Origin of the sequence: Flavobacterium quisquiliarum, from assembly GCF_019308285.1 — a bacterium.
GTDB lineage: Bacteria > Bacteroidota > Bacteroidia > Flavobacteriales > Flavobacteriaceae > Flavobacterium > Flavobacterium quisquiliarum.
Genome location: NZ_WWEM01000033.1, coordinates 73,666 through 90,235, shown reverse-complemented (window position 1 = coordinate 90,235; position 16,570 = coordinate 73,666). Strand labels below are relative to the sequence as shown.

Annotated in this window: 16 protein-coding genes; 12 read left to right on the top strand and 4 right to left on the bottom strand. The window is 31.8% G+C overall.

Features of this window, described 5'->3' with window-relative positions:
- Nucleotides 1-206: 206 nt before the first annotated feature.
- Together GSY47_RS15735 and lysS are read right to left on the bottom strand one after the other, a co-directional pair.
- The gene (locus tag GSY47_RS15735) at nt 207-344 is read right to left on the bottom strand and encodes a hypothetical protein (protein ID WP_179001128.1); all 138 of its coding nucleotides are present in this window, start codon (nt 342-344) and stop codon (nt 207-209) included.
- Nucleotides 345-436: 92 nt separating this feature from the next.
- Nucleotides 437-2,140: a lysine--tRNA ligase gene (lysS, locus tag GSY47_RS15730; RefSeq protein ID WP_179001126.1), complete on the bottom strand. Its 1,704-nt coding sequence runs from the start codon at nt 2,138-2,140 to the stop codon at nt 437-439.
- A 280-nt stretch (nt 2,141-2,420) separates the two neighbouring features.
- On the opposite strand from lysS, the gene GSY47_RS15725 reads away from it, so the two are divergent.
- From GSY47_RS15725 to GSY47_RS15710, 4 genes are all read left to right on the top strand, one after another.
- Nucleotides 2,421-3,146, top strand: coding sequence for a hypothetical protein (locus tag GSY47_RS15725; protein WP_179001124.1), 726 nt, complete (start codon nt 2,421-2,423; stop codon nt 3,144-3,146).
- A gap of 98 nt (nt 3,147-3,244) precedes the next feature.
- Nucleotides 3,245-3,997 carry a hypothetical protein gene (locus GSY47_RS15720; protein ID WP_179001122.1) on the top strand — a complete coding sequence of 251 codons (753 nt, stop codon included), beginning with the start codon at nt 3,245-3,247 and terminating at the stop codon, nt 3,995-3,997.
- Between the two features lie 5 nt (nt 3,998-4,002).
- Nucleotides 4,003-4,701: a lipoyl(octanoyl) transferase LipB gene (lipB, locus tag GSY47_RS15715; RefSeq protein WP_179001120.1), complete on the top strand. Its 699-nt coding sequence runs from the start codon at nt 4,003-4,005 to the stop codon at nt 4,699-4,701.
- 296 nt (nt 4,702-4,997) lie between these two features.
- Nucleotides 4,998-5,849: a nuclear transport factor 2 family protein gene (locus tag GSY47_RS15710; RefSeq protein WP_219071459.1), complete on the top strand. Its 852-nt coding sequence runs from the start codon at nt 4,998-5,000 to the stop codon at nt 5,847-5,849.
- Between the two features lie 45 nt (nt 5,850-5,894).
- Here the strand turns inward: GSY47_RS15710 and GSY47_RS15705 are convergent, their stop codons facing one another.
- Complete coding sequence (locus tag GSY47_RS15705; RefSeq protein ID WP_179001115.1) at nt 5,895-6,560, bottom strand: ribonuclease HII; 666 nt, start codon at nt 6,558-6,560, stop codon at nt 5,895-5,897.
- 171 nt (nt 6,561-6,731) lie between these two features.
- Between GSY47_RS15705 and GSY47_RS15700 the strand changes: the two genes are divergently transcribed.
- The 5 genes from GSY47_RS15700 (at nt 6,732) to GSY47_RS15680 (ending at nt 12,330) form a co-directional block, all read left to right on the top strand.
- Nucleotides 6,732-8,714, top strand: coding sequence for a putative porin (locus GSY47_RS15700; protein ID WP_179001113.1), 1,983 nt, complete (start codon nt 6,732-6,734; stop codon nt 8,712-8,714).
- A 45-nt stretch (nt 8,715-8,759) separates the two neighbouring features.
- Nucleotides 8,760-10,121: a pyridoxal-phosphate dependent enzyme gene (locus tag GSY47_RS15695; RefSeq protein WP_179001111.1), complete on the top strand. Its 1,362-nt coding sequence runs from the start codon at nt 8,760-8,762 to the stop codon at nt 10,119-10,121.
- Between the two features lie 79 nt (nt 10,122-10,200).
- Nucleotides 10,201-10,683 (top strand): 3'-5' exonuclease, encoded by a 483-nt coding sequence (locus tag GSY47_RS15690; RefSeq protein WP_179001109.1) that lies wholly within the window; start codon nt 10,201-10,203, stop codon nt 10,681-10,683.
- Nucleotides 10,684-10,757: 74 nt separating this feature from the next.
- On the top strand, nt 10,758-12,029 hold the full coding sequence (locus tag GSY47_RS15685; protein WP_179001107.1) for a DUF2851 family protein: 1,272 nt from the start codon (nt 10,758-10,760) through the stop codon (nt 12,027-12,029).
- A gap of 73 nt (nt 12,030-12,102) precedes the next feature.
- The gene (locus tag GSY47_RS15680) at nt 12,103-12,330 is read left to right on the top strand and encodes a PspC family transcriptional regulator (RefSeq protein ID WP_008466940.1); all 228 of its coding nucleotides are present in this window, start codon (nt 12,103-12,105) and stop codon (nt 12,328-12,330) included.
- Nucleotides 12,331-12,388: 58 nt separating this feature from the next.
- Here the strand turns inward: GSY47_RS15680 and GSY47_RS15675 are convergent, their stop codons facing one another.
- A complete protein-coding gene (locus tag GSY47_RS15675) occupies nt 12,389-13,861 on the bottom strand; it encodes an APC family permease (RefSeq protein ID WP_179001105.1) in 1,473 nt (490 codons plus the stop codon).
- 274 nt (nt 13,862-14,135) lie between these two features.
- Between GSY47_RS15675 and GSY47_RS15670 the strand changes: the two genes are divergently transcribed.
- The 3 genes from GSY47_RS15670 to rpsU all read left to right on the top strand — a co-directional run bounded on the left by GSY47_RS15670 (nt 14,136) and on the right by rpsU (nt 16,499).
- Nucleotides 14,136-15,023, top strand: a complete 888-nt coding sequence (locus tag GSY47_RS15670; protein ID WP_179001103.1) for a ComEA family DNA-binding protein — start codon at nt 14,136-14,138, stop codon at nt 15,021-15,023.
- A gap of 14 nt (nt 15,024-15,037) precedes the next feature.
- Nucleotides 15,038-16,180, top strand: coding sequence for an acyl-CoA dehydrogenase family protein (locus GSY47_RS15665; protein ID WP_179001101.1), 1,143 nt, complete (start codon nt 15,038-15,040; stop codon nt 16,178-16,180).
- A gap of 124 nt (nt 16,181-16,304) precedes the next feature.
- Nucleotides 16,305-16,499, top strand: coding sequence for a 30S ribosomal protein S21 (gene rpsU, locus GSY47_RS15660; protein WP_026730435.1), 195 nt, complete (start codon nt 16,305-16,307; stop codon nt 16,497-16,499).
- The last annotated feature ends 71 nt before the right edge of the window (nt 16,500-16,570 follow it).

Below are 16,570 nucleotides of genomic sequence, written 5' to 3'. Positions count from 1 at the left end.
TGAAAAATGTTAATTGAATGGGTTTGGGTTAAAAAAAAATAGACTTGATATCAAGTCTAACTATTTTTCAAATGTAGTAATTTGTTTGCTAAAAAAAAGTAAAATTAAAATCAATTCTGTGTTCAATATTTACCTAATTTTGATTTGTTTTTAATTACAATAATTTAATATTTTTCTTCTTTGATTAACTGCGGTATTAGTCCAAATTATTCTGACAGCCATTCTAGATCTTCTCTGTCTAAATCTTCTTGTGATATAACTCTTCCGTTTTTTATATCATCTTCACTTTTTTTGATGATAACTATTTCGTATTCATCTAATTGATAAATTTCTTTATTATTCATAATTAATCTATTTTTTGTTTAGGTAATTTATATAAAAAAGCCCAGCAGATTTGAACCTGCTGGGCTGTATTTATAATAAAATAAGACAAAATTTACCCCACCAATTCCACAAATTTAAACTCGCCGTCAACGACAACTTTTGTCAAACCGTGTTTAGATAAATTTTTCATTGAAGCATCCCATTTTTTACCGCTTAAATTAGCAGAAACTTTTAGCTGAGACAAATCCATTTTATTTTCGTTACCTTTCAATAAAGTAATGATAACTTTTTCTTCTTCAGTTAATTCGATCTGAGCTTGTTTTTTCTCTGGACGCATTTGAGGGAACAATAAAACTTCTTGAATAGAAGCATTATTAGTTAAATACATAATCAAACGATCCATTCCAATTCCCATTCCAGAAGTTGGAGGCATACCATATTCAAGTGCTCTTAAGAAATCCTCATCGATAATTCCGTTTGCTTCATCATCACCTTTTGCTGCCAAACGCATTTGATCTTCAAAACGCTCTCTTTGATCAATTGGGTCATTCAATTCAGAATAAGCATTTGCAATTTCTTTACCGCAAACCATTAATTCAAAACGTTCCGTTAAATCTGGATTGTCACGGTGCTCTTTACAAAGCGGCGACATTTCTTTAGGATAATCTGTAATGAAAGTTGGCTGAATATAATTTCCTTCACATTTAGCCCCAAAAATTTCGTCAATCAATTTTCCTTTACCCATTGTTTCGTCAACTTCGATTCCCATTCCACGCGCCGCTTCAAACAATTCCTGTTCTGTTTTTCCAGAAATATCAAAACCAGTAAAATGTTTGATAGAATCGGTCATTGTAACACGCGCATAAGGCGCTTTAAAGTTGATTTTGTGCTCGCCAAAAGTTACTTCGCTTGTGCCATTTACTGCAATTGCACAATGCTCCAATAAGCCTTCTGCAAAATCCATCATCCAGTTGTAGTCTTTATAAGCTACATATATTTCCATTGCAGTGAATTCAGGATTATGCGTTCTGTCCATACCTTCATTACGGAAGTTTCTAGAGAACTCATAAACACCTTCAAATCCACCAACAATCAATCTTTTTAAGTATAGCTCATTCGCAATACGCATGTAAAGCGGAATATCAAGCGAGTTATGATGCGTAATAAAAGGTCTTGCCGAAGCACCACCAGGAATGGATTGTAAAACCGGAGTATCCACTTCAAGATATCCTGCATTGTTAAAATACTCTCTCATTGCAGTGAACAATTTAGTTCTCTTAAGGAAAGTTTCTTTTACTTGTGGATTTACTGTTAAATCTACATAACGCATTCTGTAACGTAACTCAGCGTCATTAAAAGCATCGTGAACGTTTCCTTCTTCGTCAACTTTTGGTAACGGAAGCGGACGTAATGTTTTACTCAAGAAAGTAAAACCATTAACACGGATACATTTTGCACCAACCTGAGTTGTAAACAATTCACCTTCAATACCAATAAAGTCACCTAAATCAGTTAATTTTTTGAATACTTGGTTGTATAAAGTTTTATCGTCGCCTTCGCATAAAACATCACGATTTACGTACAATTGAATACGTCCTTCACTGTCTTGTAATTCAGCAAAACAAGCTTTACCTTGATCACGAACACTCATCAAACGTCCTGCAACAATAACCTTCTTACCTTCCTCAAAAGTTTCCTTTATCTGCTTCGAAGTATGATTTACAGGAAAAAGATTAGCTGGATAAGGATTGATTCCCAGATTGCGTAAGTTTTGAAGTTTTTCTCTTCTGATGATTTCTTGTTCTGATAATGCCATTTTGTGCTATTTTTTTAAGTGTGCAAAGATAAAATTTTTGTTTCAAGTTTCCACTCAAACTGTTAAGGTTTTTTGTAGCAGAAATTTAAGGTTTATCAAGAACGTTCTGTCCCGCTATCCGCTTGTATCTTTTCCTTGCTAAAGAAGCAAGAAAAAGGATACCGCTTCTATCGGGGCTAGATTAGAAGATTTTGTTTTTAGAAGAAGTTTATATTGTAAGAAAATTAAATATAGAACTAACTATCTTAGCATCTTTTAAAATCAAAACCTTTTACAAAAAATGAAATATTTATTAATTGTATTAATTCTAATTTTAGCATCAAGCTGTCAAATAACCGAAACCATTACAATCAATTCTGATGGGAGTGGCGATATAGAAATTGTACAGCAGAGAGAAGAAAATAGTTATATGCAATTGGCGGGCGAAGAATATTCGAAAGAAAATGTGTTTCAGGATACTACTTATGTTTTTAAAGATTACATCGCAAAATACAAGGAGAATTTTGCGAAATACAAACCAGAAGAGCAGCAGTTGTTTCAAAAATATGCTAATGTAAAAGCGCAGATCAAACGAAGTTCTTATGAAAAAGAATTCAGAACCGCTTTTGCACTTCATTTTGATAAAGTTTCTGAAATTCCGGATTTGTTCAAGACAGAAGATTATACATCAGATATTCAGCACAATTATGCTTTAACCGCAGAAGAGCATTATTTTAGAATAGGATATGAATTTGACGGAAAAACATTCAAACGTTCAGTCTCAATTATCAATACAGCTGAATTAGAAAAAGCAAAATCACAAGCCGAAAATTTTGAGAAGAAGTACGGTTCTTCAAAACTGGTACAATCATATCTATTAAAGTATCATTTTCCAAAAAAAATAAAATCAGTTTCCAACTCAAAAGCGGTTATCAATTCGGATAAAAAATCTTTAACATTAGAATTTAAATTGTCAGATTGTTTACGCAATCCGGAAATGACGAATCTGGAAGTGATTTTAGAATAATATAAAATAGGTAAAAGATTAGATAAACTTAGAAGCTTAGTTCCTTAGGACCACAGAACCTAAAAAACTTCGTATCTTTGATGAAAAATTAGATACTTATGAAATTATATAAACTACTTAGTTTTTCTTTTTTAATAGCAACTTTAACTAGCTGTACTTTCACTGAAAACATTACGATTAATGAAAACGGAACTGGAAAATTCTCTGTAGATATGGACGGTTCTGCTTTAATGGAAATGGCGGGCGACCAAATAGGAAGCCAAATGGGAGCTGATGCTAAAAAAGACATTGATTCTACATTTACTTTCAAACAACTGTTTGAAGAGAAAAAAGACAGTATTGCTAAATTGTCCCCAGAAGCTCAAAAAGAATTAAAAAAATTGGAAAATTTTGTAGTGAGCACTAAAATGAGTTCAGAGAAAAAGCAGTTTTTAATGAATTTTGCAACAGACTTTAAAAATGTAAATGAATTACAAGATATTTTACAAACCATAAGTGCACTTCAGAAATTAGAAGGTACTGCAAATGCTAGTCCTCTTGGGAGTGGTTTCGGAAACAATAATAGTAAACTAAGTTACACTTACGACGGAAAGAAATTTACCAGAAAAGCAGTAATAGATAAGCAAAAACTGGCTGAGATTAAAAAAGATTCTACACCAGATATGAGCAAAATGATGTTTGCCTCGTCTAATTACATTGTAAAATATAATTTTCCAAAAAAGATTAAGAAAGTCTCTAATCCAAATGCATTGTTTAGCGATGATCGAAAATCAATTACAATTCAATACTCTTTTACGGATTATATGGAGAATCCAGACAAACTGAACTTCGATGTTGAGTTTGAAAAATAATTAAAATGAATAAAAAAATCCAACTTCAGGATCTGGGTAATAAAGACTATAAATCGACCTGGGAATATCAGGAAGAACTTTTCAAAGATATAGTCGATTTAAAAATCAAAAACAGAAGGGAAGAACTTGATCTGCCGACGCCAAATTATTTATTATTTGTAGAGCATCCACATGTTTATACTTTGGGTAAAAGCGGCGATTTTGAGAATTTATTATTAAACGAAAAACAACTAGAAGCCAAAGGAGCCACTTTCTATAAAATTAACCGTGGTGGCGATATAACATATCACGGGCCGGGACAAATTGTAGGTTATCCTATTCTTGATTTAGAAAACTTCTTTACTGATATTCACAAATACTTACGTCTATTGGAAGAATCTATCATTCTTACTTTGGCAGAATACGGCTTAGAATCGGGTAGAAGTGAAGGCGAAACAGGAGTTTGGCTTGGTGCGGGAACTCCGTTTGCCCGTAAAATATGCGCTATGGGAGTTCGTGCTTCGCGTTGGGTAACTATGCACGGATTTGCTTTAAACGTAAATGTCGATTTGGGATATTTTGATAATATTATTCCGTGCGGTATTCGAGGAAAAGGCGTAACTTCTTTAAACGTCGAACTTGGAGTAGAAAAGGTTGATGAAGAAGAAGTAAAAGCTAAAATCATCAAACATTTTACTGTGTTGTTTGAAGCAGAATTTGTTTAATAAGAATTGCCAATAAAGAATTAACCCGTTTCAGATAACATCTGAAACGGGTTTTTATTTTGATAAATAAGACTGTTTCCGTAATAAGCAAGACACAGTTGAAGATGTAACTCAAAACTTATTTTTAGATAGAAAGCGGTTTTTTATGAAAATGTATTCAAAATAAGCAAAAAACATTTTGCAAAAGGTAAGATTTTGAGAGGTTAGCAAATTACATGAAGAAGCCGGTTTTATCTTGTATTTACGTTATATTTGACTTTGTTGATACATATTCTAATTATTTAATGAAACTGCTTATGAGAAAAATTTACTTACTCTGCTTCCTTTTTTTACTTAACAGTCTTTCTGCTCAAAAGAAAGATAAATTATACCCAATTAGTATTTATGAAAAAGCATGGTCTGAAAAGAATAACGATGCGAGATTAAAACTTATAAAATCGATTTGGTTAGAAGACAGTACTTTCGAAGATCCATCTGCATCTGTTAAAGGAATTGTAGCATTTAATAATGTTATAAATGAATTTTACAAAAAGAATCCTGATGCTGTTTTGACTTCGGGCTCAAAAGTTATAAAAGACAATTATGTGACTTGGGAATGGAAAATTAAAGACTCAAAAAATAATGTTATAATGACCGGACGTGATTTTGCTAGATTAAACGGCAAAGGACAGGTAAGTAAAATTATCGGTTTTTGGGATAAAGAGATAAGCATTTCTGAAGCTGACAGTTTAAAAAAGCTGGAATCAGATAATTTTAATGTTGTAAATCAGTATTTTGAATGTCTTTTTAAAACGAAAGATTTTATTAAAATGTCAACTCTAATTGAAGATCAAGCCGTTTATAATCAAGCAGAAGGACTTCCTTATGGTGGAACTTACAAAGGGTTTAACGAATGGACAAAAATGTTCACAAAATCAGCTGAGTTTGCTAGTTTTGAAATAGAAAAAGAACCAGTTTATTTTAGTGATGCATCGAAAAATGAAGTGATTATTTATTTCACAATAAAATGTACTGCAAAGAAATCTGGAAAAACTATTTCGGTGCCAATTTCAGAACATTTTGATTTGAAAAATGGAAAAATTGTTGAAATAAGACCTTTTTATTATGACACCAAACAATTAGCAGAATTTTTAAAGAGTAGGAAATAATAAAATTGTTTCGAATAAAAAAAAAGACCTAATCAGGTCTTTTTTTTATTCGAAGAAATTAAGTTCCAACTGTTCAGGTAAAAGTCTGAAACTCATTCGGTGGTATTTTGTAGTCCCATATTTTTTAATAGCTTCACGATGCTCTTTAGTTGGATAACCTTTATTCTTTTTCCAATTGTACATTGGGAATTCTTCATGAATTTGATCCATGTATTCATCACGATAGGTTTTAGCTAAAACAGAAGCAGCCGCGATACTCAGATATTTTCCGTCACCTTTTATAATACTTTGATTTGGAATCGACTTTAACAATGCAATTTCATCGTCAGAAAATTGTTTGCCAAAAGTGTTTTTGAGTCCAAGTTTAGCATTTAAAGAACGATTTCCGTCGACAATAATAAACTCTGGAACTTGTTTTAGTTTTAAAATGCATTCCTGCATACCTTTCATTGAGGCGTTTAAAATATTTATTTCGTCTATCTCGTCAGGAAACAAGTGAGTTACTGAATAGCAAATAGCTTGTTCTTCTATAACAGGTCTTAAAAGTGCTCTAGTTTTTTCTGATAACTGTTTACTCTCGTTTAGAATAATATTCTCAAAATCTTCAGGAAGAATTATGGCTGCAGCGGTAACAGGTCCAGCAAGACATCCTCGTCCAGCTTCATCTGTCCCAGTTTCTAAAACAAATCCAGAAAAATTTTTTGAGAGCATTTTTTTTAATTTTTAAATAACAAATTAGATAAAATTTTCAGCAAAAATATTCGTTTTGACACTGTCAGCCAAGGCAATTGTATAAAATGAAGTGTTTTTTTCTTTATTTGTTTTTATAATTTACCTTTGCTTAGCAAATTTTGTCAAAATAAATTTATATAAAGCCATCAAATGAGAATATTCATTTTTCTATATCTATTAGTTGTACCAACTTTATTGTTTTCTCAAGTAAAACCAGCTCCTAAAAATAATTTAGATATGAATACGGAATATTCTAGTATTACAGATACCGTAAAAAAGAAAAAAGCTAAGATTGCAACTATAGATCAATATAAAATAGTTACACTTGAACACGATACAATTTATGCAGATACTTCACTGACACTTAAAAACGCTTACAGACAAAATCATCTTAGAAAAGATCTTTTCGGTTATCAAGAATTTTCTAATATTGGACAACCTTTAAATACCTTACAATACAGCCTAACGAGTTTTTCTCCATATCCAGAAATTGGTTTTAACGGAAAACACTTTAATTATATACAAGCAGATCAAATTAGATATTATTCTGCAGCGACACCTTTTACAGAATTGTTTTTTAATACGACAATTAATAAAGGCCAAAATGTAGATTCTTTTATCACATTGAACGTTTCTAAAAATCTGAATTTTTCAATTGCCTATAGAGGTTTAAGATCGGAAGGTGATTATATTAATCAATTGGTGAGTGCGGGAAATTTTAGGTTTACAACGAGTTATGCCACAACAAGCAGACGTTATTCTATTAATGCCCATTATACTTTTCAAGATGTATTGAATGAAGAAAATGGCGGTATTACTAATGATAATAATTTTGAAAGCGATAATAAAGATTATAAGAACAGACAAAGACTGCAGGTTTATTTAACTGATGCAGAATCAATGCTAAAAGGAAGAAGAATCTTTTTTGATCATGCTTTTAGAGTAAATCCAACTGAAGGGAATAATAATTTATATGTAACTCATCAGCTTAATTATGAAAATAAAAGTTATGAGTATAAACAGCCAACAGTACTTTCTACAGTTACTGATGATAATAATGTAAGCACCAGAATTCAGCGTTTTGGAGATTCGTATGCATCCAGCAATATAAACGATCAGACAAAATATGAAAGGTTATATAATAAAGCGGGACTTGCTTATGAAAATTCGCTTCTAGGAAAGTTTAACTTTTTTATAGATGACTACAGATCAAATTATGAATACGAACGAGTTATTATTCGTACAGACGGTACTGCTGTACCAGGAAATCTGTTTTTACAAATTAATAATGTAGGAGGGCAATACGAATACCAAAAAAACAAATGGAATGGTAGGTTTTTGTATTCTAGATCGATTACGAATCAGTCGCTTTCAGATTTAGATGCAAAGTTACGATACGATTTAAATGATAAAATTAAATTTGATTTTAGATATCGTAACATTAATAAACTTCCAAATAATAATTATAATTTGTATCAAAGCAGCTGGGTACAATACAATTGGTCAAATGATTTTAAAAATGAAAAAATAAACTCACTTAGTGCTGAGATTCAGACTCCTTGGTTAACAGGACAAGTGCAGTACACAGTACTAAAAGATCATTTGTATTTTGCTGATGATGCCACAGATACACAAAAAGCATCAAATATTCAAATTGTAAATCCATTTCAATATGGAAACACAATTAACTATTTGGAAATAAAAGCGAGCCGTGAATTTAAATTTGGCCCATTCGCTTTAGATAACACACTTTTATATCAGAAAGTTGATCAGTCTGATTTGATTTTAAATGTTCCTGACTTTGTAACAAGAAACACGTTCTATTATTCAGGTTACTTTTTTAAGAAAGCATTATATATGCAGACGGGACTTGTATTTAATTATCTTACTAAATATTATGGGGATGATTATAACCCTGTTATTGCTGAATTCTTTGTGCAGCAGGATAAAAAAATTGGTGGTTTTGCAACATTTGATTTCTTTATTAATGCCAGAATTCGTCAGACTAGATTTTATTTAAAAGCAGAGCATTTTAATGCTGCTTTTACACAAAGTAATTATTATGCAACGCCTAATAATCCTTATCGTGATTTTGTATTGCGTTTTGGTTTAGTTTGGAATTTCTTCCAATAAAAAAGACTTACTTTATTTTAAACCACATATTAAACTTAAATAAAAATGGACTTTTCAAATAATATTTTAGAAACAATTGGTAACACACCATTGGTAAAACTCAACAAAATTGTTGCTGAAATTGATGCATTAGTATTGGCAAAAGTCGAAACTTTTAATCCAGGTAATTCTGTAAAAGACAGAATGGCCGTGAAAATGATTGAAGACGCAGAGGCTGATGGAAGATTAAAACCAGGAGGTACTATTATCGAAGGAACTTCAGGAAACACAGGAATGGGATTGGCTCTTGTAGCGATAGTAAAAGGCTATAAATTGATTTGTGTTATCTCAGACAAACAGTCAAAAGAAAAAATGGATATTCTTCGTGCTGTTGGTGCAAAAGTTGTGGTTTGTCCAACAGATGTTGAGCCAACAGATCCTCGTTCTTATTATTCAGTTTCTAAGCGTTTAGCAGAAGAAACTCCAAATTCATGGTATGTAAACCAATATGATAATATGTCAAACTCATTGGCGCACTACGAGCAAACTGGGCCTGAAATCTGGAAACAGACTGAAGGTAAAATTACGCACTTTGTTGTTGGTGTTGGTACTGGAGGAACTATTTCTGGAGTTGGAAAATATTTGAAAGAGAAAAACCCGAACATTAAAATCTGGGGAATTGATACTTATGGTTCTGTTTTTAAGAAATACCATGAAACAGGGATTTTTGACGAAAATGAAATCTACTCTTATATAACAGAAGGAATTGGAGAAGATATTCTGCCTAAAAACGTTGATTTCTCATTAATTGACGGTTTTACAAAAGTGACTGATAAAGATGCTGCTGTTTACACTAGAAAAATTGCTTTGGAAGAAGCTATTTTTGTTGGAAATTCTGCTGGAGCTTGCATAAAAGGTTTATTGCAACTAAAAGAGCATTTTAAACCAGACGATGTTGTAGTAGTTTTATTTCATGATTCTGGAAGCCGTTATGTTGGTAAAATGTTTAACGATGATTGGATGCGTGAACGTGGATTTTTAGAAGAAAACATCACGAAAGCAGAAGATGTTATTAAAGATCATATCGATAAAGAATTAATTGTGGTTCGTACAGAAGAACTGGTTTCGCACGCAATTGAACGTATGCGTAAATATAAAATTTCGCAGATTCCTGTTGTAGATATTAACGGATTTGTGGGTTCTGTAGACGAAACAGATTTGTTTAGAAGTTATGTTGCTGACAAAAATGTTGCCGAAAAGCCAATCAAGGAGGTAATGGGAAAACCTTTTCCAATTGTAAAATTAGGAACTCCAATCGAAGAGGTTTCAAAACTTTTTACCAAAGAAAATGATGCGGTTCTAGTTGATTTAGGAAACGGGCATCATCACATTATTACAAAATATGATATTATAGGCTCAATAAAATAAATCTTTACAAATATAGCTAATCCATAAATCTTGTTACCTTGGTAATTGGGTTTATGGATTTTACTTTTAAAAATATAAAATGAATTTTACTGCTATTGATTTTGAAACAGCCACGGGATATCATCCTTGTTCTGTTGGAATTGTGACGGTTCAAAACGGAATAATTATTGACGAATTTGTAACGTTAATAAAACCGCCAAATAATGAATATAATCCATTTACGACTCGTGTTCATGGAATTTATCCAAAGGATACTGTCAATTCTAAATCTTTTTTTCAGGTTTATCCAGAAATTGAAAAGCGATTAAAAAATCGAGTTGTAGTAGCACACAATGAAAGTTTTGATCGTAATGTTTTAATGAAGTCTATGCTGCTTCACGGTTTAAATTATGAAGATTTAAACATTGCTTCACAATGGGAATGCACAGTGAAAATCTATAAAGCAAAAGGAATAAAGCCAACAAAATTAAGTGACTGCTGTCGTGAAATGAAAATTCAGCTTAATCACCACGAGGCTTTATCAGATGCAAGAGCATGTGCAAAGCTGTATATGCTTCGTTAAATAAATTTATTTTGTAAGAATAATTTTAAAATTTTATTACTTTTAGATTTTGTAAAATATCATAAAATCTAAAAATGAAAGAAGACTTTCTTCATTATCTCTGGAAATTCAAGAAGTTTGATACTCTGAATTTAAAAAGCGCGCAAGGCGAATTAATTACTATTTTGAAATCAGGTGATTATTTGGAGCTTTCGGGGCCTGATTTTTTTAATGCACAGATAGAAATTGGAAATCAAAAATGGGCAGGCAATGTCGAGATTCATTTAAAATCCTCCGATTGGTACCTTCATAATCACGAAAAAGATCCTGCTTACCAAAACGTGATCCTTCATGTAGTTTGGGAGAATGATACGGCTATTTTTAGAGAAGATAATACGGAAATTCCCGTTTTGGTTCTCAAAGACTTTGTTGATAAAGAAATATTGGCTAATTATTCAGCATTGGTTTCTCCTAAATCATGGATTTCATGCGAAAAACAAATTAAAGGCATTGACAGTTTTGTTTTTAAAAGCTGGCAGGAAAGATTGTTTTTTGAACGTTTGGAACGAAAATCAAAATTTATTTATGAATTATTAGAAGAAACAAATCAAGACTGGGAAGCGGTTTTGTTTTTTCTTTTGGCAAAGAATTTCGGTTTGAATACAAATGGAGTTTCTTTTCTTCAAATTGCCAAATCAATTCCGTTTTCAATCATAAGAAAAGAAAGTTTCGAAAACGAAAATCTGGAAGCATTATTTTTTGGAACTGCTGGTTTGCTTAATGGAGAAAAAGAAGATGTCTATTTTAAAGATTTAAAATTCAGATATTTTTATTTATTGAATAAGTACCAATTGGAAAGAACATTTGTTGAACCTGTGCAATTTTTTAAACTTCGCCCAGATAATTTTCCAACCATAAGGCTTTCGCAAATGGCAGGTCTTTATCATAAGTATCAAAATTTGTTTTCTAAGATAAATGATTTAAAGTCTCTTGCGAGTGTTTATAATCTTTTTAATGTTTCGGCAAGTAGTTATTGGCAGAACCATTATCAGTTTGATAAAGAAAGCCCAAAGAAATCAAAGCCATTATCGAAGGCGTTTTTAGATTTGATTGTGATCAATACGATTATTCCAATTCAGTTTGCTTATTCGACTGTATTAGGCGAGCCAATTGTTGAAGATTTAATTGATTTCATGAATGAAGTTGCATCAGAGAAAAATGCCGTAATAGATAAGTTTATTTCGTTTGGAATAAAACCAAAAAATGCATTTGAAAGCCAGACTTTATTAGAACTTAAAAATGAATATTGTAATCAAAAAGCCTGTTTAAAATGTGCGATAGGAGTGGAACTTCTAAAAAACAATTAGATAATTTTGTATTTTTGCAATTCACGTCAACGTAGAAATCTAAAATCTTAAGTCAAAAATCTAATATCATAATATGTCAGCTATTTTAAAATTAAAATTCTTTTTTGAAAAATATGGTTTCCATGTTTCTTCTAGATTGGCAGATAAATTAGGGATGCGTGTAACAAGTGTCAGATTGTTTTTTATCTATATTTCTTTTGTTACGGCAGGTTTAGGATTTGGAGTCTATCTGACTTTGGCATTTTGGATTAGACTGAAGGATTTAATCCGTTCCAAAAGAACATCGGTATTTGATTTATAAAAAGAAAGCTCCAAATTAACATTTGGAGCTTTCTTTTTATATTGAAATAGTATAATTTCTATTCTTCGAATCCTTTAGCGTCATTAAGCTTAGATCTTTGTTTGCTGTATCCAAAATAAACAATGATACCAATTAAAAGCCATCCAAGCGATAACAATTGAGCATCTAAACTTAAATTGATAATCAAATAAGTATTAATTGCAATTCCAAGTACAGCAATAACAGGCAATGCAGGAACTTTAAAAGTTCTGTTTAAACCTGGTTGCTTTACTCTTAAAATCCAAACCGCAATACAAACCATTGTAAAGGCAAATAAAGTACCAAAACTTGTCATGTCTGCTAATTTGTTGATAGGGGTAAAAGCTGCAACTGTTGCAATAATTGCACCCAAAATCATTAAGTTGGTTTTTGGAGTTCCAGAAATAGGGTTTACTTTAGAGAAAACAGAAGGAATTAAACCATCTTTAGACATACCTAAGAAAATTCTAGATTGTCCCATAATCATTACCATTAATACAGAAACTAATCCAATAGTAGCTGCAACAGTAATAATAAATCCAGCCCATGGTTGTCCTGCAATATCAAATGCATAAGCAACAGGCGCTTTGATAGCTTCAGGATATTTTCCTAGCGGATTAAAATCTTGGTAATTCATCATTCCAGTTAATACAAGAGAAACAAGAATATATAAAGTAGTACAAACTAATAAAGAAGCAATAATAGCAAAAGGAACATCTTTTTTAGGATTAATAGCTTCTCCGGCTTGTGTAGAAACAGCATCAAAACCAACGTAAGCAAAGAAAATCGCAGCTGCTCCAGAAACAATTCCTCCAATTCCATATGCATTGTGAGTTGTCTCTTTTTCAATAATTTGAGTTGCCTCAGGAATAAAAGGACTCCAGTTTGCTGTATTAATAAAGAAAAGTCCAGCAATAATTACGAAGATAACCGCAGAAACTTTAAGAATTACGATAGCATTATTCGCTTTTGCAGCGCTTTTTGTTCCTTTAATAAGTAATGAAATAACCAAAATAACGATTAAGAAAGCTGGAAGATTCATAGAAAAACCTTCTCCAGTGTAGCTTGCAGGATCTGTGGTTAGCCATTCAGGGAGTTTGATATGAAATAGTTTGAGTAATTTATTAAAATATCCGGACCAGGAAACCGCTACGGTCATAGAACCCATTGCATATTCGAGAATAAGTCCCCAGCCAATTATCCAGGCAAAAATTTCTCCGATAGTACCATAGGCGTAAGCATAAGCAGATCCTTCAACTGGTAATATGGAAGCAAATTCAGAATAGCAAAGAGCCGCAAAAACACAAGCAATACCTGCGATAATAAACGAAATTGCTAATGCTGGACCTGCATGATAATAAGCCCCAGTACCTGTAAGTACGAAAATACCTCCACCGATAATGGCACCAACACCAATGGCAGTAAGACTCCATTTTCCAAGGACTCTCTTTAAATCACTTTTTTTCATATCGGCTTCAAAAGCTGATATTGGTTTAACTCTCCAAATTGACATACTATATTATTGGTTTATTTGTTATTAAGTGCCAAATGTATTGTTTTTTGTAAAAAATAAAAACAATTATCATGTTTTAAGTTATAAAATCTTTATTTTTTTTAGAGGACTCTCAGGAAAGTTTCGTTAAGTATTGATATTCATTAAATTAATTGAGGTTTTCTAAAATATTTGATAATTTTTTAAAAACTACTTTTCTTACTAATTTTATTGATATTTTTGAAAGTTTTTTCTTAGTTTTTGTTTTGAAATAAATTGAAAAGCTTTTTTGGTTATGAATTTTAGTGATTTTAAAAAATATTTATATTTTACAAAGTATCAGAGAACGGGCATTTCTATACTGTTCTTTATTATAATAGTATTGCAGCTGGTTTATTTGTTAGCTGATTTTTCTATAAGTAAAGAGAAAAGTCCTGATAAAGAAAAATGGCTCGCTCTTCAATCAGAAATTGATAATAAAAAAAACTTGAAAGGAAATAATAGATTTTCTGTTTATCTGTTCAATCCAAATTTTATTTCAGATTATAAAGGATATAAACTCGGAATGTCGGTTGAAGAAATTGACCGGTTACAGGCATTTCGTAAAGAAAATAAATATGTAAATTCAGCTGAAGAGTTTCAAAAGGTTACTGGAGTTTCGGATTCGTTGTTAAGTAAAATTTCTCCGTTGTTTAAATTTTCAGATTGGGCACAGCATAAAACAGAATTTAAGTCACACACTGATAATTATGTTAAGAAGGAATATCCGAAGAAGGTAAAGCTTGAAGTGTTAGATATAAATCAGGCAACTCAAGAAGATTTGATGAAAGTATACGGAATAGGAGAAGGTCTTTCGACGCGGATCTTAAAACAAAAAGAAATTATGGGATGTTTTGTTTCAATGGACCAAATGGAGGATGTGTGGGGGCTTTCGCCCGAAGTTATAAATGAATTAAAGACTCATTTTAAAGTCGTAATTCCGTCAACATTAAAAAAAATAAATGTGAATGATGCTTCGTTAAAAGAATTATCTCAGTTTCCATATTTTAAATATGCACTCGCAAAACAGATTGTAACTTATAGAAGCATGAACGGAAATTTTAATAATATTGAGGATTTGTCAAAAATTAAAGATTTTCCTGTTGAAAAAGCAAAAATAATTAGTTTATATTTGGAGTACTAAAAAGAAAGCAACTAATGAATTTTGAATATAACGAAACACAGTTAATGATTACGCAGTCTATAAAAGACTTTGCAGAAAAAAATATAAGACCTTATATAATGGAGTGGGATGAGTTGCAGATTTTTCCAATTCCGTTATTTAAGAAATTGGGTGAAATGGGATTTATGGGGGTTTTAGTTCCTGAAGAATATGGAGGTTCTGGGTTAGGTTATCATGAATATGTTACTATAATTGAAGAAATTTCAAAAGTAGATCCATCAATAGGATTGTCAGTTGCTGCGCATAATTCGTTATGTACAAATCATATTTTGACTTTTGGAAACGAAGAACAAAAGAAAAAATGGCTTCCTAAATTAGCAACAGCAGAATATATTGGCGCTTGGGGATTAACAGAACATAATACAGGTTCGGATGCAGGCGGAATGAATACAACTGCTGTAAAAGATGGCGACCACTGGATCGTAAATGGGGCAAAAAATTTTATAACTCATGCAATTTCTGGAGATATTGCTGTTGTTGTGGTTCGTACAGGAGAAAAAGGAGATTCAAAAGGAATGACGGCTTTTGTTTTTGAAAAAGGGATGAAAGGTTTTTCGTCAGGAAAGAAAGAAAATAAGCTGGGAATGAGAGCCAGTGAAACTGCAGAGTTGGTTTTCGATAACTGCCGAGTTCCAGATGAAAACAGATTAGGAGAAGTTGGGCAAGGATTTGTTCAGGCAATGAAAATTCTAGACGGAGGAAGGATTTCTATTGGGGCTTTATCATTAGGTATTGCAAAAGGCGCTTACGAAGCGGCGTTAAAATATTCAAAGGAAAGACATCAGTTTGGACAACCAATCAGTAATTTTCAAGGAATATCCTTTAAATTGGCAGATATGGCAACAGAAATAGAGGCTTCAGAATTGTTGCTTCATAAAGCTGCCTTTTTGAAACAAAAGCATAAAGAGGTGACTACAGCGGGGGCAATGGCAAAAATGTATGCTTCTGAAGCCTGTGTAAAAATTGCCAATGATGCCGTTCAAATTCATGGCGGATATGGGTATACCAAAGATTTTCCGGTTGAAAAATTCTATAGAGATTCTAAATTGTGTACAATAGGAGAAGGAACTACTGAAATTCAAAAGGTAGTTATCTCGAGAAATTTATTAAGAGAATAAACATTTAGGCTATTGTCTTTTTTCTATATTCTATTCTCTAAAGAAAAATAATTTAAATTTTATGGCTTATAATTAATAATTAATTTCTACATTTGCAGCCTTAACGAGAGGAGGTGTCTATATTATGTTAATTATACCAATTAAAGACGGAGAAAATATCGATAGAGCATTAAAGCGCTATAAAAGAAAATTTGATAAAACAGGAACTGTTCGTCAATTAAGAGCACGTACTGCTTTTATTAAGCCTTCTGTTATCAAAAGAGCTCAAATTCAAAAAGCGGCTTACATTCAAGGTTTGAAAGATAGCTTAGAAAGTTAATATCTCGCTTTTTAAAATAATTACCGTTAGTGATCAAAATGTTTTAATTTTGATGCTAACGGTTTTTTTTG